General features: G+C 64.0%; 19 protein-coding genes and 1 other RNA gene. 16 read left to right on the forward strand and 4 right to left on the reverse strand.

Going from position 1 to position 17525, the window contains the following annotated elements:
• Positions 1-136 precede the first annotated feature (136 nt).
• From rplM to JQX08_RS12895, 7 genes are all read left to right on the forward strand, one after another.
• The gene (gene rplM, locus JQX08_RS12865) at positions 137-565 is read left to right on the forward strand and encodes a 50S ribosomal protein L13 (RefSeq protein ID WP_016490991.1); all 429 of its coding nucleotides are present in this window, start codon (positions 137-139) and stop codon (positions 563-565) included.
• Positions 566-579: 14 nt separating this feature from the next.
• Positions 580-972: a 30S ribosomal protein S9 gene (rpsI, locus tag JQX08_RS12870; protein WP_205348773.1), complete on the forward strand. Its 393-nt coding sequence runs from the start codon at positions 580-582 to the stop codon at positions 970-972.
• A 253-nt stretch (positions 973-1225) separates the two neighbouring features.
• Complete coding sequence (petA, locus tag JQX08_RS12875) at positions 1226-1819, forward strand: ubiquinol-cytochrome c reductase iron-sulfur subunit (protein WP_205348774.1); 594 nt, start codon at positions 1226-1228, stop codon at positions 1817-1819.
• Positions 1819-3030, forward strand: coding sequence for a cytochrome b (locus tag JQX08_RS12880; protein WP_205348775.1), 1212 nt, complete (start codon positions 1819-1821; stop codon positions 3028-3030). The genes petA and JQX08_RS12880 overlap by 1 nt, the downstream gene beginning before the upstream one ends.
• Positions 3030-3812 (forward strand): cytochrome c1, encoded by a 783-nt coding sequence (locus tag JQX08_RS12885; RefSeq protein ID WP_205348776.1) that lies wholly within the window; start codon positions 3030-3032, stop codon positions 3810-3812. The genes JQX08_RS12880 and JQX08_RS12885 overlap by 1 nt, the downstream gene beginning before the upstream one ends.
• Positions 3813-3902: 90 nt before the next feature.
• On the forward strand, positions 3903-4520 hold the full coding sequence (locus JQX08_RS12890) for a glutathione S-transferase N-terminal domain-containing protein (RefSeq protein WP_205348777.1): 618 nt from the start codon (positions 3903-3905) through the stop codon (positions 4518-4520).
• A 17-nt stretch (positions 4521-4537) separates the two neighbouring features.
• Positions 4538-4951 (forward strand): ClpXP protease specificity-enhancing factor, encoded by a 414-nt coding sequence (locus tag JQX08_RS12895; RefSeq protein WP_205348778.1) that lies wholly within the window; start codon positions 4538-4540, stop codon positions 4949-4951.
• A gap of 51 nt (positions 4952-5002) precedes the next feature.
• On the opposite strand, the gene JQX08_RS12900 is transcribed toward JQX08_RS12895, so the two are convergent.
• From JQX08_RS12900 to JQX08_RS12915, 4 genes are all read right to left on the reverse strand, one after another.
• Positions 5003-5536: a BON domain-containing protein gene (locus JQX08_RS12900; protein ID WP_205348779.1), complete on the reverse strand. Its 534-nt coding sequence runs from the start codon at positions 5534-5536 to the stop codon at positions 5003-5005.
• Entirely contained in the window at positions 5533-6126 is a 594-nt protein-coding gene (locus JQX08_RS12905) for a phosphoheptose isomerase (protein ID WP_205348780.1), read from the reverse strand. Before JQX08_RS12905 ends, JQX08_RS12900 begins: the two co-directional genes overlap by 4 nt.
• 168 nt (positions 6127-6294) lie before the next feature.
• Positions 6295-6663 (reverse strand): YraN family protein, encoded by a 369-nt coding sequence (locus JQX08_RS12910; RefSeq protein WP_205348781.1) that lies wholly within the window; start codon positions 6661-6663, stop codon positions 6295-6297.
• A complete protein-coding gene (locus tag JQX08_RS12915) occupies positions 6660-8471 on the reverse strand; it encodes a penicillin-binding protein activator (RefSeq protein WP_205348782.1) in 1812 nt (603 codons plus the stop codon). The genes JQX08_RS12910 and JQX08_RS12915 overlap by 4 nt, the downstream gene beginning before the upstream one ends.
• A gap of 119 nt (positions 8472-8590) precedes the next feature.
• Here JQX08_RS12915 and rsmI point away from each other — a divergent pair, with 119 nt between their 5' ends.
• The 9 genes from rsmI (at position 8591) to mraY (ending at position 17520) form a co-directional block, all read left to right on the forward strand.
• A complete protein-coding gene (gene rsmI, locus JQX08_RS12920) occupies positions 8591-9496 on the forward strand; it encodes a 16S rRNA (cytidine(1402)-2'-O)-methyltransferase (RefSeq protein WP_205348783.1) in 906 nt (301 codons plus the stop codon).
• A 41-nt stretch (positions 9497-9537) separates the two neighbouring features.
• An RNA gene (gene rnpB / locus JQX08_RS12925) (RNase P RNA component class A) lies at positions 9538-9887 on the forward strand.
• A 301-nt stretch (positions 9888-10188) separates the two neighbouring features.
• Positions 10189-10644 carry a division/cell wall cluster transcriptional repressor MraZ gene (gene mraZ / locus JQX08_RS12930; RefSeq protein WP_205348937.1) on the forward strand — a complete coding sequence of 152 codons (456 nt, stop codon included), beginning with the start codon at positions 10189-10191 and terminating at the stop codon, positions 10642-10644.
• Complete coding sequence (gene rsmH / locus JQX08_RS12935; protein WP_205348784.1) at positions 10641-11588, forward strand: 16S rRNA (cytosine(1402)-N(4))-methyltransferase RsmH; 948 nt, start codon at positions 10641-10643, stop codon at positions 11586-11588. The genes mraZ and rsmH overlap by 4 nt, the downstream gene beginning before the upstream one ends.
• Positions 11585-11878 carry a cell division protein FtsL gene (gene ftsL / locus JQX08_RS12940; RefSeq protein ID WP_205348785.1) on the forward strand — a complete coding sequence of 98 codons (294 nt, stop codon included), beginning with the start codon at positions 11585-11587 and terminating at the stop codon, positions 11876-11878. The genes rsmH and ftsL overlap by 4 nt, the downstream gene beginning before the upstream one ends.
• Entirely contained in the window at positions 11875-13611 is a 1737-nt protein-coding gene (locus JQX08_RS12945) for a peptidoglycan D,D-transpeptidase FtsI family protein (protein ID WP_430472527.1), read from the forward strand. Before ftsL ends, JQX08_RS12945 begins: the two co-directional genes overlap by 4 nt.
• Complete coding sequence (locus JQX08_RS12950) at positions 13611-15074, forward strand: UDP-N-acetylmuramoyl-L-alanyl-D-glutamate--2,6-diaminopimelate ligase (RefSeq protein WP_205348786.1); 1464 nt, start codon at positions 13611-13613, stop codon at positions 15072-15074. The genes JQX08_RS12945 and JQX08_RS12950 overlap by 1 nt, the downstream gene beginning before the upstream one ends.
• The gene (locus JQX08_RS12955) at positions 15067-16437 is read left to right on the forward strand and encodes a UDP-N-acetylmuramoyl-tripeptide--D-alanyl-D-alanine ligase (RefSeq protein WP_205348787.1); all 1371 of its coding nucleotides are present in this window, start codon (positions 15067-15069) and stop codon (positions 16435-16437) included. Before JQX08_RS12950 ends, JQX08_RS12955 begins: the two co-directional genes overlap by 8 nt.
• A complete protein-coding gene (gene mraY, locus JQX08_RS12960) occupies positions 16438-17520 on the forward strand; it encodes a phospho-N-acetylmuramoyl-pentapeptide-transferase (RefSeq protein ID WP_205348788.1) in 1083 nt (360 codons plus the stop codon). It abuts the gene before it with no gap.
• Positions 17521-17525 lie beyond the last annotated feature (5 nt).

Consider the following 17525-nt stretch of genomic DNA (forward strand, 5'->3'; position numbering starts at 1 on the left):
TCGAACCTGGCCCATACGCGCGTGAAGACCCGAGCCCCGATAGCGCACGTAGAGGCCGCTTTTGGCTTGTAAAAGCCAGCACCTTTCAGTAAGATCCGCCGTCTTATTTTCAGGGCGGCCCCTGAGGCTATAAAGAATGAAAACTTTTACTGCTAAACCGGAAACCGTTAAGCGCGACTGGTACGTCGTCGATGCCGCTGGTCAGACTCTGGGTCGTCTGGCTACCGAGATCGCTTCCCGTCTGCGTGGCAAGCACAAGCCTGAGTACACTCCGCACGTTGACACTGGCGACTACATCGTCGTGATCAATGCCGAGCAAGTGCGTGTGACTGGTGCCAAAACCACCGACAAGATGTACTACTCCCACTCCGGCTTCCCGGGCGGTATCAAGGAGATCAACTTCGAGAAGCTGATCGCCAAGGCGCCTGAGCGTGTGATCGAGACCGCGGTCAAAGGCATGCTGCCGAAGAACCCGCTGGGTCGCGACATGTACCGCAAGCTGAAGGTGTACAAGGGTGCCGTTCACCCGCACACCGCTCAGCAGCCCCAAGAACTGAAGATTTGACGGAATAGTACATTATGTCGGCGACTCAAAATTACGGCACTGGCCGTCGCAAGACCGCAACCGCTCGCGTCTTCCTGCGTCCGGGCACTGGTAACATCTCGATCAACAACCGCACCCTGGATACCTTCTTCGGTCGCGAAACCGCTCGCATGGTCGTGCGTCAGCCGCTCGAGCTGACCGAGACTGTTGCCAAGTTCGACATCTACGTCACTGTGAGTGGCGGCGGTGTGAGCGGCCAGGCTGGCGCGATCCGTCACGGCATCACTCGTGCCCTGATGGACTACGACGAAGGCCTGCGCAGCGCCCTGCGTAAAGCTGGCTTCGTTACTCGCGATGCTCGCGAAGTTGAACGTAAGAAAGTCGGTCTGCGCAAAGCGCGTAAGCGTCCGCAATACTCGAAACGTTAATTCGCTTCGGTATTCAAAAAAGCCCGATTTCATTTTTGAAATCGGGCTTTTTTTATTCGTGTTAGTTTGTGTTGCGACAACTTGCCGCACCCGCGGATGCCGCGCCTGACAAGGCTTTCACCGTTTTTGTATCCATTAGTTGCCTTGTCAGAAATGGGGCTTTTCTTTACCATTTGCCAAATTTTTTTGCGGCTCGATTTTTACTTAGTAGATGCCTGAATAACAGGCCACAAAGCTGATGGGAGACGACTGAATGAGCAATGACGGCGTGAATGCAGGCCGGCGTCGCTTCCTGGTGGCGGCCACTTCCGTAGTGGGTGCTGCAGGAGCGGTGGGTGCCGCGGTCCCGTTCGTGGGGTCATGGTTCCCGAGCGCTAAGGCCAAAGCCGCAGGTGCTGCGGTGAAAGTGAATATCAGCAAGGTGGAAGCTGGTCAGCAGATGATTGCTGAGTGGCGCGGCCAGCCGGTATTTATCGTGCGCCGTACCGAGGAGATCCTGGGTAACCTCGGCAAGATCCATGACCGTATGGCAGATCCGGAGTCTCAGGCTTCGGTGCAGCCGGCCTACGTGGACAAGGTGAACCGCTCGATCAAGCCGGAGATTCTGGTGCTGGTCGGTATCTGCACGCACTTGGGCTGCTCGCCTTCGTTCCGTCCGGAAGTGGCGCCGGCAGATCTGGGTCCGGAGTGGGTCGGTGGCTACTTCTGCCCGTGCCACGGCTCCCGTTACGACCTCGCGGGTCGCGTCTACAAGGCTCAGCCTGCGCCCTTGAACCTGCAGGTGCCGCCGCACTCGTACGAGTCGGATGACGTCATCGTCATTGGCGTGGATCAGGAGAAGGCATAATGAGCAAATTCATGGAATGGGTCGATGCGCGTTTCCCCGCGACCAAGATGTGGGAAGACCATCTCTCCAAGTACTACGCCCCGAAGAACTTCAACTTCTTCTACTTTTTCGGCTCGCTGGCGCTGCTGGTGCTGGTCAACCAGATCCTCACCGGTGTCTGGCTGACCATGAGCTTCACCCCGTCCGCCGAGGAGGCCTTCGCCTCCGTCGAATACATCATGCGTGATGTCGAGTACGGCTGGATCATCCGCTACCTGCACTCCACTGGCGCTTCGGCGTTCTTCATCGTGGTCTACCTGCACATGTTCCGTGGCCTGCTCTACGGTTCGTACCAGAAGCCGCGTGAGCTGGTGTGGATCTTCGGCATGCTGATCTACCTGTGCCTGATGGCCGAAGCCTTCATGGGCTACCTGCTGCCGTGGGGTCAGATGTCCTACTGGGGTGCCCAGGTGATCATCTCGCTGTTCGGTGCCATTCCGGTGATCGGCGATGACCTCACCCAGTGGATCCGTGGTGACTACCTGATTTCCGGCATCACCCTCAACCGCTTCTTCGCCCTGCACGTCATCGCCCTGCCGATCGTCCTGCTCGGCCTGGTCGTGCTGCACATCCTGGCGCTGCACGAAGTCGGCTCGAACAACCCGGACGGCGTCGACATCAAGAAGAAGAAGGACGAGAACGGTGTGCCGCTGGATGGCATCGCGTTCCACCCGTACTACACCGTCAAGGACATCGTCGGCGTGGTGGTCTTCCTGTTCGTGTTCTGCGCCATCGTGTTCTTCTTCCCGGAAATGGGTGGCTATTTCCTCGAGAAGCCGAACTTCGAACAGGCCAACCCGTTCAAGACGCCTGAGCACATTGCCCCGGTGTGGTACTTCACCCCGTTCTACGCGATCCTTCGCGCGGTTCCGGACAAGCTGCTCGGCGTTATCGCCATGGGCGCCGCTATTGCCGTGCTGTTCGTCCTGCCGTGGCTGGACCGCAGCCCGGTCAAGTCGATGCGCTACAAAGGCTGGCTGAGCAAGATCTGGCTGCTGGTGTTCTGCGTCTCCTTCGTCATTCTCGGCGTGCTCGGCGTGCTGGCGCCGACTCCGGAGCGCACCCTGCTGTCGCAGGTCTGCACCGTTCTGTATTTCGCCTACTTCATCCTGATGCCGTTCTACACCAGGATGGAGAAGACCAAACCGGTTCCGGAAAGGGTGACTGGCTGATGAAAAAGCTATTTGCTGCAATGATTTTCACCGTCCTGCCCGCTATCTCCTTCGCGGCCGGCGGTCATGACGTGCACCTGGATCAGGTCGACATCGACCTGACCGACAAGGCCGCCCTGCAAGATGGCGCGCGGACCTTCGCCAACTACTGCATGGGTTGCCACGGTGCCAAGTTCCAGCGCTACGAGCGTGTGGGCAAGGACTTGGGCATTCCGGAAGAGCTGATGATGGAGAACCTGGTGCTCACCGGCGCCAAGATCGGTGACCACATGCAGTCCGGCATGCAGCCGCAGCAGGCCAAAGTCTGGTTCGGCGCTGCGCCGCCTGACCTGACCCTGGTGGCTCGTGTGCGTGGCACCGACTGGCTGTACAGCTACCTGCGTGCGTTCTACGAAGATCCGGCACGTCCGTGGGGGGTGAACAACAAGGTGTTCCCCAACGTCGGCATGCCCAACGTGCTGGTCGGCCTGCAGGGCCGCCAGGTCGTAGGCTGCAAGCAGGTGCAGGTGGTCGAGGACGGCAAGAAGCAGTTCGATCCGCTGACCGGTACGCCGATCACCCACGAGGCCTGCGACCAACTGACCGTGCTGCCGAAAACCGGCACGCTCAGCGAGGCGGAGTTCGACGAGAAGGTCAAGAACCTGGTGACCTTCCTCGCTTACTCGTCCAACCCGGTGAAGCTTGAAAGCCAGCGCGTCGGCACCTACGTGCTGCTGTACCTGGCGTTCTTCTTCGTCTTCGCCTACCTGCTCAAGCGCGAGTACTGGAAGGACGTGCACTAACCTGCCGCTGTTCCGCTACCGACGCGCGCGCCCAATTGGGCGCGCGCGTGTTTTTGCTTCTGATAACTGCAATTTGCGAGGAAGATCGCCATGGCCGTGACCAATCGGTTGGCCTGCTACTCAGACCCCGTCGATCACTATTCGCATCGTGTTCGTATTGTCCTCGCCGAAAAGGGCGTGGGTGCCGAGATCATTTACGTCGCCGCGGGCCAGTGTCCGCCCAAGCTGGTCGAAGTAAATCCCTATGCCAGCTTGCCGACCCTGGTTGACCGCGACCTCGCGTTGTACGAGTCGACCGTGGTCATGGAGTACCTCGACGAGCGCTATCCACACCCGCCACTGATGCCGGTGTACCCGGTGGCGCGCGCCAACAGCCGGCTGCTGATCCATCGCATCCAGCGCGACTGGTGCCGTCTGGTGGATCTGGTGCTGGACCCACGCAGCAAGGAGCCGGCGCGCGTTCAGGCCCGCAAGGAGTTGCGCGAAAGTCTGACTGGCGTCTCGCCGCTGTTCGCCGACAAGCCGTTCTTCCTCAGTGAGGAAATGAGCCTGGTGGACTGCTGCCTATTGCCGATCCTCTGGCGTTTGCCGATGCTTGGCATCGAACTGCCGCGGCAGGCCAAGCCGCTGCTTGATTACATGGATCGCCTGTTTGCCCGCGAGGGTTTCCAGGCCAGCCTTTCCGCTGCCGAGCGCGATCTGCGCTAACGCTGAAGGAGAACCGAATGACCTCCAGCCGCCCATACCTGATCCGTGCGCTGTACGAGTGGATCGTCGACAACAACTGCACCCCGCACATGCTGGTGAACGCCGAGTATGCCCAGGTGCAGGTGCCCGCCGGTTTCGCCAAGGACGGGCAGATCGTTCTGAACGTCTCGCCCAGTGCGGTGCGCCACCTGCACATGGACAACGAGGCGGTCAGCTTCGAAGGGCGTTTCGGCGGCGTCGCGCACCAGTTGTACATCCCTGCGCCGGCCGTGCTGGCCATCTATGCGCGGGAGAACGGCCAGGGCATGGTGTTCGACTTGGAACCGCCGGTGTTCGACGAGGAAGGTGAGGGCCCGGATGACGATGGTGGGCCGTCCGGCGGCGAACCGCCGCGGCCGAGCGGCAGGCCCAGTCTGAAAGTGGTCAAGTAGGCACAAAAAAGGCGATCCGATGGATCGCCTTTTTCATTGGGGCGTCACGCGTCAGTTGGTGTACTGGAACAGCTTGACGATCTTCTGCACCCCGGAAACGCCCTGGACGACGCCGGTCGCGCTGGCGGCTTCCTTCTGGTTGACCAGTCCGAGCAGGTAGACGATGCCGTTCTCGGTCACCACCTTGATGCGCGTGCTCGGTACGGAGGCGTCGGCGAGCATCTGGGTCTTGATCTTGGTGGTCATCAGCGCGTCATTGCTGCGCGCCAGTGCGGACGTCGGCTGCAGCACCTGCAGTTCGTTGTGCACCTTCTTCACGCCCTGCACGCTGCGGGCGGCCTGCTCGGCCTTTTCCTTCAGCTCGGCACGCGGCGTCTGGCCGGCCAGCAGCACCACGCCGTTGTAGCTGGTCACGCCGATGTGCGAAGTCGGACTGGTCAGGTCGGCGTGCGCGCGCTCGATGGCGGTACTGACGTCCGGGCCGAGGAACTGGTCGTCGATCTTGTTGCCGATGCTGCGGTTGCCACATCCACCGAGGACCAGGCTGAAGGCCAGGGCGGCGAGGATTGGTAGGCTGCGGGTCATTCTTCACTCCCAAACAGTTGGCTATCGATGAGGTCGCACAGGCAGTGGATCACCAGCAGGTGCACTTCCTGGATGCGTGCGGTGACTTTGGCCGGGACGCGGATCTCCACGTCTTCCGGCAGCAGCAGGGAGGCCATGCCGCCACCGTCGCGGCCGGTGAGGGCAACGATGGTCATCTCGCGGTCGTGGGCAGCCTGGATGGCCTGGATCACGTTGGCCGAGTTGCCGCTGGTGGAAATCGCCAGCAGCACATCGCCTGGCTGACCGAGGGCGCGGATCTGCTTGGAGAACACTTCGTTGTAGCTGTAATCGTTGGCGATCGAGGTGATGGTCGAGCTGTCGGTGGTCAGGGCGATGGCCGGCAGGCTAGGGCGCTCACGCTCAAAGCGGTTGAGCAGCTCCGAGGAGAAGTGCTGTGCATCGCCTGCCGAGCCGCCATTGCCGCAGGAAAGGATCTTGCCCTCGTTGAGCAGGGCGTTGACCATCGCCAGGCTGCCTTGCTCGATGAAGGGGGCCAGGACGTCCATGGCTTGCTGCTTGGTGTCGATGCTGGCTTGGAAGTGCTTGCGAATTCTGGATTGCATGTCCATCGAGGTGACCTTCAGTGTGTCGGCTGCCGAGCTGGGTTGGCGGCGGGTCGGTACATGATTGGCGGCAAATGGCGCCCGTTCTGGTCGCGCCCGGCGCGGATGATGCCGGAGTCTCCTGCGTCAGCGAGATTGCCATTTTCTATCGAAGCGCCGCTATTTTGAACAGATTCAGGTGTCGAACGCATTCTTGATCCAGTCCGGGGGCGCGCTCGAAGCGCTTTTCTGGCCCAGGGCTATGACATCGAAGCGGCACGGATGTTTGCTCCAGTGGCTTTCCTGCTGCAGAAAATGCTCCGCGGCACAGGCAATGCGCTGGCGCTTGCGTGCGTCGACGCTCTCCAGTGCGCCGCCCCAGGCGGCGTGCTTGCGATAGCGCACTTCGACGAATACCAGGGTGTCGCCGTCGAGCATCACCAGGTCGAGCTCGCCGCGGCGACACGACCAGTTCTGTGCGAGCAGCTGCAGGCCCTGATCTTCGAGGTAGGCGCGCGCCTGGCTTTCGGCCAGGCGGCCGCGCTGTTGTGCGCTTTCGGTCAATTGATGCTGTCGGGCAGGCGTTGGACCTGGCCGTCACGGAACTCCGCCCAGGGCAGCTGGCGCTGCACGCGCTGGTTGGGCGTGAGGCTGAGGTTGCCGGTCAGGCCGTCGACCTCGCTGTCAGGCAGTGCTTTCAGCTGGCTGAGGCGCGGCGCCAGGCGGTAGGCGTCGACGCCCATCGCATACAGGCGGCCGAGGCTGCCACCGGCCTGAGGCCACTGGGCAGTGATCTGCTGTTGCAGCGGTTCGCTGGCACCCAGCAACCACGGCGTTTCGCAGAAGCGGATGCCCTCCAGGTCCTGATTCTGCGCCTGGCTGCTCGCGCCGCTGTACAGGTGCGAGGTGGCGTAGACCGGCACATCGCCGGCGTACTGGAAGGCCAGGGTCGGCTTGATCTGTTGGGCCTGCTGCGGGGTGGCGGCGAGGAAAATGAAGTCGATGTCCTGGCGGCGCGCCGGCTGGGCGGCGACCGAGGTGCCCAGGGTGCTCTGCAGGCGCTTGGCGCGGGCCTCGCTCTGGCGCAGCTGGAACAGGTCGGCGATCTGCTGGGCCAGTTCCACCGGCTGATCGACATGTTCGGCGGCAATCAGCGAGCCACCGGCGGCCTGCCAGCTCTGGCTGAATGCGGCAAGCACGCGGTCACCCCATTCGCCGCGCGGCACCAGGGCCACGGCACGGCGCATGCCATCGGCCCAGGCGCGCCGGGCCACCTCGCGCGCTTCGTCCTCGGCGGCGAGGCCGAACTGGAACAGCTGGGGAGGGCCTTCGCGGCCGGCGTCGCTGTAGTTCAGTGCCAGGGTGGTCAACGGCAGTTGCTCGCGGTCGCTGAGCTGCTTGACCAGTGGCTTCTCCAGTGGGCCGACTACCAGTTGCACGCCGGCGGCCTGCGCCTGGCGGTAGAAGTCGTCCAGCGAGCTCAGGCGCGAGCTGTCATACAGTTCGATGGCGGGCGGATTCTGGCCGGCCTGCTGCGCTTGGTAGTGGGCGGCCAGAAAACCGTCGCGCAGGGCGCGGGCCACTGGAGCTAGCTGGCCTTGTTGCGGCAGCAGCAGGGCGATCTTGCCCAATGGCTGGCTGCTCAGCTCCTTGAGCTGGCGCAGCGGCTGGGGCAGCGAGGCGGCGGCGGGGTGTTGTGGGTGCTGTTGACGCCAGGCATCGATCGCCGCCTGTTGCTGTTCCACGGTGCCGGCGCCGTTGATCGCGCTGGCCAGGCCCAGCCAGCCATCCAGATCGCTGCCGCCGGTGGCCTGCAACTGCTCGCGCGGCAGGCTGGAAACCAGCGCCCAGATCGCTTCGTGGTTGGCGGCCGCGGCGTCGCCGCTCAGTAGCGGGGCGATGAACACGCGGTCGCGGGCGGCGGCGAGCTTCTGCCCATCGGCCTGCAAGGCTTGGGCGCGGACCAATTGGGTACGCACCTGCTGCTCCACGGGCAGTTCGCCGAGGCGCTGCAGGCTGGGATGGCTGAGGGCTTTCAGCGCGGCCTTCGGATTGTTGCGGGCCAGGGCCAGCTCCGCCGCCAGGGTGCTGGCGAAGATCTGCTGCGCCGGCTTCAAGCTTTCCACTGGCACCTGCTCGAGAATGCGCGCGGCGCGGCCCTGATCATTCTGGCCCAGCGCCAGGTCGGCGGCCGACAGGCGCAGCAGCGCGGCTTGTTCCGGCTCGCTGCTGTCTGCCTGCTGGAGCAGCTGGTCGATGCTGGCCTGCGGCGTGCGCGGCAGCTCGCCCAGGCTGGAGGATGGCGAGCTGCTGCAGGCTGCCAGAATGCCGATGAGGCAGAGGATAGAGAGCTGGCGCAGGCAAGCGATCATGGAGGCCTTCCCGTTACTGATTTCCAAAGAGGGCGGATTGTACCCAAGCCCCGCCGGGGGTGCGATCGTGAAGCGTGAATCCGGGCGCAGAACCGTGAAGGGGTGATGAAAGGGCTACAATGCGCGCTTCATGCGATCCAGAGGTGTGTGCTGTGACTGTTTCCGATGCCCCGAGCGCTGCGTTCGGGACGCTGTATGTGGTGGCCACGCCGATTGGCAATCTCGACGACATCGGCGCGCGTGCGCTCAAGGTGCTGCGCGAGGTCGCGCTCATCGCGGCCGAAGACACCCGCCATTCGGTGCGCCTGCTCCAGCATTTCGGCATCGAGACGCCGCTAGCGGCCTGTCACGAGCACAACGAGCGTGCCGAGGGTGGGCGATTTCTGAGCAGGCTGCAGGCCGGTGACGACATCGCGCTGATTTCCGATGCCGGCACGCCGCTGATCTCCGATCCGGGCTATCACCTGGTGCGTCAGGCGCGGGCGGCGGGCGTCAATGTGGTGCCGGTGCCGGGGCCCTGTGCGCTGATCGCGGCGCTGTCGGCGGCGGGTTTGCCGTCCGACCGGTTCATCTTCGAAGGTTTCTTGCCGGCCAAGGCGGCGGCGCGGCGTGCGCGTCTCGAGTTGGTCAAGGAAGAGCCGCGCACCTTAATCTTCTACGAGGCACCACACCGCATCCTCGAGTGCCTCGAAGACCTTGCCCTGGTGTTCGGTGGTGAGCGTCAGGCGGTGCTGGCCCGCGAGCTGACCAAGACCTTCGAGACCCTGAAAGGCGCGCCGCTGGCCGAATTGCAGACCTGGGTGGCGGCCGACAGCAATCAGCAGCGCGGCGAGTGCGTGGTGCTGGTAGCGGGCTGGGAGGCCCCAGTCGGCGAGGAGGCGGTCAGTGCCGAAGCCTTGCGCGTGCTCGATCTGCTACTCGCGGAGGTGCCGCTCAAGCGCGCGGCGGCACTGGCGGCGGAGATCACCGGAGTGCGCAAGAATTTGCTCTATCAGGCGGCTCTGGAGCGGCAAAAGTCCGAGTGACCCTTGTTCTGCGGCGGGCCTGTCGCTACCCTTGTCGGCGGAGAGTCGATCGGACAGTCGCTGTTCCCCGCTTGGGGAAGGGAGGAAAGTCCGGGCTCCATAGGGCAGAGTGCCAGGTAACGCCTGGGAGGCGCGAGCCTACGGAAAGTGCCACAGAAAATAACCGCCTAAGCGTTTCGGCGCCGGTAAGGGTGAAAAGGTGCGGTAAGAGCGCACCGCACGGCTGGCAACAGTCCGTGGCTAGGTAAACCCCACTCGGAGCAAGACCAAATAGGGTTCCATTGGCGTGGCCCGCGCTGGAACCGGGTAGGTTGCTAGAGGCGTCCAGTGATGGCCGTCGTAGAGGAATGACTGTCCTCGACAGAACCCGGCTTACAGATCGACTCTCCTTCTTACTTCCCTCGCGCTTCCTGCGCCTCGGTAATACCGAAAAAATCTTACTCTTAAGAAGTTACTTTAAGTTCGAGAATTAACTCTCGGAGTACTCAGGCATTTGCCCTCCGATATGTTGGCTGCCGTTCGTCAATTCCTTTCGAAAGTTCGCTAAATCTCCGTCCCATAAGGATTTTTCCGCTTTGGCGTGCCTTGACGCTGGGCTTCGCGCATTTCTATAGTGTGCATAAGTGGCATGAAGTGGCATGAAGTGGGTTACTGGGCCAGGGAAAGCAAACGAAAAGTGGGGAAATGCAGCCGTGTTTCGCGGAGCTAACGCCATATCACTCGACGCAAAAGGTCGACTCGCGATGCCTAGCAGGTATCGGGACGAGATCGTCTCGCGTTCGGCTGGCCAGCTCATCGTCACTATTGATGCCGTCGACCCCTGCCTGTGTGTGTACCCCCTGCCTGAGTGGGAGCTGATCGAGGCCAAGCTGCGCGAACTGCCCTCCCTGCGTGAAGAAACCCGCCGCCTGCAACGTCTGCTGATTGGTAATGCCGTCGACCTGGAGCTCGATGGCAGTGGTCGTTTCCTGGTGCCGCCGCGTCTGCGCGAGTACGCCAAGCTGGACAAGCGCGCCATGCTGGTCGGCCAGCTGAACAAGTTTCAACTGTGGGATGAGGATGCCTGGAACGCGCTTTCTGAGGCGGATCTGGCTGCCATTAAAGAGCCCGGCGGTCTGCCGGATGAACTGCGTGATTTGATTCTGTGACCACGACCAGCCGTTTCCGCCATGTCACCGTCCTGCTCGAGGAGGCCGTCGAGGCCCTCGCCGTGCGCGCCGACGGCTGCTATTTGGACGGCACCTTCGGCCGTGGCGGGCACAGCCGGCTGATCCTGGAGAAGCTCGGGCCGGGTGGTCGGCTGGTCGGGTTCGACAAGGACCCACTGGCGATTGCCTCGGGACAGGAGCTGGCGGCCGAAGACGGCCGCTTTGTCGTTGTGCAGCGCAGCTTTGCGGAACTTGGCGAGCAAGTCGCTGTCGCCGGGCTGACCGGCAAGGTCGCCGGCGTGCTGCTCGACCTCGGCGTGTCGTCGCCGCAGTTGGATGACGCCGAGCGCGGCTTCAGCTTCCTTAATGACGGCCCGCTCGACATGCGCATGAACCCGGATCGTGGCGTCAGCGCCGCCGACTGGCTGGCCAGTGCCGCTGAGGACGAGATCGCCCGAGTCTTCAAGGAATACGGCGAAGAGCGTTTCGCCAAGCGCATGGCGCGTGCCGTGGTGCAACGCCGAGCCGAGCGGCCGTTCGAGCGCACCGCCGACCTGGCCGAAGTGCTCAAGGAAGCCAATCCGGCCTGGGAAAAGAACAAACACCCGGCGACCCGGGCTTTCCAGGGGCTGCGTATCCATATCAACAGCGAGCTGGCTGATCTGGAGCGAGGTCTGGATGCGGCGTTGGAAGCGCTCGAAGTGGGTGGGCGATTGGTGGTGATCAGCTTCCACTCGCTGGAAGATCGCATCGTCAAACTGTTCATGCGCAAACATGCCAAGGGCGAGGCGGACAAGCTGCCGCGCAACCTACCGGTGGCGATCAAGCCGTTCGAGCCGCGCATCAAGCTGCTTGGCAAGCCGCAGTACGCGTCCGATGAGGAAGTCAAAGCCAACCCACGGTCGCGCAGTGCGGTCATGCGGGTTGCGGAGAAGCTGCGTTGAGCCGGGTGTTCGCCAAGCCGTTGCCGGCCGGCAGCACCCTGCTGCTGATCCTGTTCGTCGCCGTATTGCTCTCCGCCATCGGTGTGTCTTACTGCGCGCACTGGAATCGTCAGCTGCTCAATGCCCTGTACGGCGAACTCAGTGTGCGCGACAAGGCGCAGGCCGAATGGGGCCGGCTGATTCTCGAGCAGAGCACCTGGACCGCCCATAGCCGCATTGAGGGCCTGGCCATCGGGCAGCTCAAGATGCGCATTCCCGAGCCGGGCGAAGTGCGGATGGTGGCGCCATGATGGGCCTCGAAGGGGCACGTTACCCCTGGCGCTTCCGTCTGGTGCTGGCGCTGCTCGCCGCCATGGTGGGTGCCATCGCCTGGCGAATTCTCGACCTGCAAGTCATCGATCGGGCGTTCCTGCAGGAGCAGGGCGATGCGCGCAGCGTGCGCCACGTGCCGATTCCGGCGCACCGTGGGCTGATCAGCGATCGCAATGGCGAGCCGCTGGCGGTCAGCACCCCGGTGACCACCCTGTGGGCGAATGGTAAGGAACTGCAGGCGGCGCGCAGCCGTTGGCCGGAGCTCGCAGCCGCTCTGGGGCAAGATGTGCGGGTGTTCAGCCAGCGCCTAGAACAAAGCGCCAATCGTGAATTCATGTACCTAGTGCGCGGCCTTACCCCGGAGCGCGGCCAGGCGGTGCTCGACCTCAAGATGCCTGGCGTGTACGGCATCGAAGAATTCCGGCGTTTCTACCCAGCTGGCGAGGTCGCCGCGCAACTGGTGGGCTTCACCGACGTCGACGACCGTGGTCGCGAAGGTGTGGAGCTGTCCTTCGACAACTGGCTGGCCGGCGTGCAGGGCAAGCGTCAGGTGCTCAAGGACCGCCGTGGACGTCTGATCAAGGACGTGCAGGTGATGGAAAACGCCAAGCCGGGCAAGGCCCTGGCGCTGTCCATCGACCTGCGCCTGCAGTACCTGGCCAACCGCGAGCTGCGTAATGCGCTGGTCGAGAACGGCGCGAAGGCCGGCAGCCTGGTGATCATGGACGTGAAGACCGGCGAGATCCTCGCCATGGTCAACCAGCCCAGCTACAACCCGAACAACCGCCGCAACATGCAGCCGGCGATGATGCGCAACCGCGCGATGATCGACGTGTTCGAGCCGGGCTCGACGGTCAAGCCGCTGTCGATGAGTGCCGCGCTGCAGAGCGGGCGCTGGAAGCCCAGCGACATCGTCGAGGTCTACCCGGGCAGCCTGCAGATCGGCAAGTACACCATCAAGGACGTGTCCAAGACCGAAGGTCCGGCTCTCGACCTGACCGGCATCCTGATCAACTCGAGTAACGTCGGGATGAGCAAGGTCGCCTTCGATATCGGCGGCGAAGCCATCTACAACCTCATGCAGCAGGTCGGCCTGGGGCAGGATACCGGTCTCGGCTTCCCCGGCGAACGCGTCGGCAACCTGCCCAACCACCGCGAATGGCGCAAGGCCGAGACTGCCACGCTGTCCTATGGATACGGCCTGTCGGTTACCGCGCTGCAGTTGGTGCATGCCTATTCGGCACTGGCTAATAATGGGCGACTGGTCCCGCTGAGCCTGGTGCGCGTTGATCGCGAGCCGGTGGCCACGCAGGTGGTGCCGGAAGCGGTCGCGAAAACCATGCAAGGCATGCTGCAGCAGGTGGTGGAAGCCCCGCGCGGCGTGTTCCGCGCCCAGGTGCCGGGCTACCACGTCGCCGGCAAGAGCGGTACCGCGCGCAAGGCCACCGTCGGCAGCAAGGGCTACACGGCCAACGCCTACCGCTCCCTGTTCGCCGGTTTCGGACCGATGAGCAACCCGCGCTTCGCCGTCGTCGTGGTCATCGACGAGCCGAGCAAGGCCGGCTATTTCGGTGGTCTGGTCTCGGCGCCGGTGTTCAGCAAGGTGATGTCCGGCACGCTGCGCCTGATGAACATCCAGCCGGACAACCTGCCCGCCGAACAACCGCAACAGACTGTCGCCACCAGCGCCGGCAACGGAGGACGCCTCTGATGCCCATGCCCCTGAATCAACTCCTGCCGCAAGCGGAAAGCGCCGTACTGATCCGCGAACTCAGCCTGGACAGCCGCAAGGTGCGTCCGGGCGATCTGTTCCTCGCCGTGCCCGGTGGGCAACAGGACGGCCGTGCGCACATCGCCGACGCCATCGCCCGCGGCGCGGCGGCGGTTGCCTACGAGGCCGAAGGTGCGCCGGCGATCGCTGCCGAGGGCGCCGTGCTGGTGCCGCTGAAAGGCCTGGCCAAGCAGCTGTCGGCGATTGCCGGGCGCTTCTATGGCGAGCCGAGCCGCGGCGTGCACCTGGTCGGCGTCACCGGAACCAACGGCAAGACCAGTGTCAGCCAGCTGATCGCCCAGGCGCTGGACAGCTTCGGTGAGCCGTGCGGCATCATCGGCACGCTCGGCAGCGGCTTCCACGATGCGCTCGAACAGGGCCGCCACACCACGCCCGACCCGATTGGCGTGCAGGCCACCCTGGCGCAGCTGAAACAGGCCGGCGCTCGCGCAGTGGCCATGGAAGTGTCGTCGCACGGCCTCGACCAGGGCCGCGTCGCAGCGCTCGACTTCGACGTGGCAGTGTTCACCAACCTGTCGCGTGACCACCTCGACTACCACGGTTCGATGGAAGCCTACGGCGCGGCCAAGGCCCAGCTATTCGCCTGGCCGAGCCTGCGCTGCCGGGTGATCAACCTCGATGATGCCTTCGGTCGCCAGCTGGCTAGCGCCGAACACGCCTCGCGGCTGATCGGCTACAGCCTGGAAGACAGTTCCGCCTACCTGTATTGCCGCGATGTGCAGTTCGACGACGACGGCGTGCGCGCCCGCCTGATCACCCCGCGTGGCGAAGGCAGCCTGCGCAGCCCACTGCTCGGTCGCTTCAACCTGAGCAACCTGCTCGGCGTGATCGGTGCGCTGCTCGGCCTGGACTACCCGTTGGACGAAATTCTTAAGGCCCTGCCGACTCTGCAGGGCCCGGCCGGGCGCATGCAGCGCCTCGGTGGTGGCCAGCAGCCGCTGGTGGTGGTCGACTACGCGCACACCCCGGATGCCCTGGATAAGGTGCTCACCGCGTTGCGTCCGCATGCGCGTGGTCGGCTGCTGTGCCTGTTCGGCTGCGGCGGCGATCGCGACCGCGGCAAGCGCCCGCTGATGGCCGAAGTGGTGGAGCGTCTGGCTGATGGCGTGCTGGTCACCGATGACAACCCGCGCAGCGAAGCGCCTGAGCAGATTTTTACCGACATCCGTGCCGGTTTCGCCGCGCCGGAACGTGTCGAATTCGTCGCCGGGCGTGGCCAGGCGATTGCCCAGCTGGTCGCCACGGCGACCCGCGACGACGTGCTCGTGCTGGCCGGCAAGGGGCACGAGGATTACCAGGAAATCAACGGCGAGCGTCATGACTTCTCCGATCTGGAAGAAGCCGCCAAGGCGCTGGTCGCGTGGGAGGTGGCGCATGCTTAAGTCGCTGCTGCTGAGTGAAATCAGTGCGCCACTGGAGGGCTGCCTGCACGGCGCCGACGTGGCGTTCAATGCGGTGAGCACCGACAGCCGCAGCATTCAGCCGGGCCAGCTGTTCGTCGCGCTGACCGGTCCACGCTTCGATGGCCACGCCTACTTGCAGGAAGTCGCCGCGAAAGGTGCAGTGGCGGCGCTGGTCGAGCGGCCGATCACCGATGCTCCGCTGCCGCAGTTGCAGGTGCGTGACACCCGCCTGGCGCTCGGCCAGTTGGGGGCACTCAATCGCCAGGCCTATCAGGGCCCGCTCGCCGCAGTGACCGGTTCGAGCGGCAAGACTTCGGTCAAGGAAATGCTTGCCAGCATTCTGCGCGCCGGCCTGCAGGGCGAGGTGCTGGCCACCCGCGGCAACCTGAACAACGACCTCGGCGTACCGCTGACCCTGCTCGAACTCGGTCCAAAGCACGTCGGCGCAGTGATCGAGCTGGGCGCCAACCACATTGGCGAAATCGCCTACACCGTCGCGCTGACCCAGCCGCAGGTGGCGATCATCAACAACGCCGGCACCGCGCATGTGGGCGAGTTCGGCGGTCCGGAGAAGATCGTCGAGGCCAAGGGCGAGATTCTCGACGGCCTGGCCAGCCACGGCGTGGCGGTACTCAACCTCGACGATAAGGCCTTCGCTACCTGGCAGGCGCGGGCGGCCGGCCGCCGTGTACTGAGCTTCGCTCTGCAGCGCGGCAGCGCAGATTTCCATGCCACCGACCTGGCGCGCGACGCGCGCGGCTGCCAGGCCTTCACCCTGCACAGTCCGGCCGGTCAGGCGCGCATCCAGCTCAACCTGCTCGGCGCCCACAACGTCGCCAACGCGCTGGCCGCCGCGGCCGCCGCGCATGCGCTGCACGTGCCGCTGGTCGGCATCGTCGAGGGCCTGGAGGCCGTGCAGCCGGTCAAAGGCCGCGCCGTTGCGCAGCTGGCGACGAACGGTGTGCGGGTGATCGACGACAGCTACAACGCCAACCCGACTTCGGTCTGCGCGGCCATTGATATACTCGCCGGGTTTTCCGGGCGCACTGTCCTGGTGCTGGGCGATATCGGTGAGCTGGGCGAATGGGCCGAACAGGGCCATCGCGATGTCGGCGACTATGCCGTCGGTAAGGTTTCCACGCTGTACGCCGTGGGTCCGCTGATGAAGCACGCGGTTCAAGCCTTCGGTGCTGAAGGCCGCCATTTCCCCGATCAAGCCAGCCTGATCGACGCGCTTCGCCACGAGCGGGGCGACACCACCATTCTGATCAAGGGTTCGCGCAGCGCGGCGATGGACAAAGTCGTCGCGGCGCTGTGCGGCACCACCGAGGAGAGTCATTAAATGCTGCTGCTGCTGGCGGAGTACCTGCAACAGTTCTACAAGGGCTTCGCGGTCTTTCAATACCTGACCTTGCGCGGGATTCTCGGCGTGCTGACCGCCCTGGTGCTGTCGCTGTGGCTGGGCCCGTGGATGATCCGCACCCTGCAGATCCGCCAGATCGGCCAGGCGGTGCGCAACGACGGTCCGCAGTCGCACCTGTCGAAGAAGGGCACGCCGACCATGGGCGGGGCGCTGATTCTCTCCGCCATCGCCGTCAGCACCCTGCTGTGGGCCGACCTGTCGAACCGCTACGTGTGGGTGGTGCTGGCCGTGACCCTGCTGTTCGGCGGCATCGGCTGGGTCGATGACTACCGCAAGGTGATCGAGAAGAACTCGCGCGGCTTGCCCAGCCGCTGGAAGTATTTCTGGCAGTCGGTGTTCGGCCTGGCCGCGGCGATCTTCCTCTTCGTCACCGCGCAGACCCCGGTGGAAACCACCCTGATCGTGCCGATGCTCAAAGACGTGAGCATTCCGCTGGGCGTCGGCTTCGTGGTGCTGACCTACTTCGTCATCGTCGGCACCAGCAACGCAGTCAACCTCACCGACGGCCTCGACGGCCTGGCCATCCTGCCGACCGTGCTGGTCGGCGGCGCGCTGGGCATCTTTTGCTACCTGTCGGGCAACGTGAAGTTCGCCGAATACCTGCTGATCCCCTATGTGCCGGGCGCCGGCGAGCTGATTGTGTTCTGCGGCGCGCTGATCGGCGCCGGGCTGGGCTTCCTGTGGTTCAACACCTACCCGGCACAAGTGTTCATGGGTGACGTCGGCGCGCTGGCGCTCGGCGCCGCGCTCGGCACCATCGCGGTGATCGTCCGCCAGGAGATCGTGCTGTTCATCATGGGCGGCGTGTTCGTCATGGAAACCCTGTCGGTGGTGATCCAGGTCGCCTCCTTCAAGCTCACGGGCAAGCGCGTATTCCGCATGGCACCGATTCACCACCATTTCGAACTGAAAGGCTGGCCGGAGCCGCGCGTGATCGTGCGGTTCTGGATCATCACCGTGGTACTGGTGCTGGTCGGCCTGGCCACCCTGAAACTGAGGTAAGCAGA

The sequence above is a fragment of the Zestomonas insulae genome, from assembly GCF_016901015.1.
Taxonomy (GTDB): Bacteria; Pseudomonadota; Gammaproteobacteria; order Pseudomonadales; family Pseudomonadaceae; genus Aquipseudomonas; species Aquipseudomonas insulae.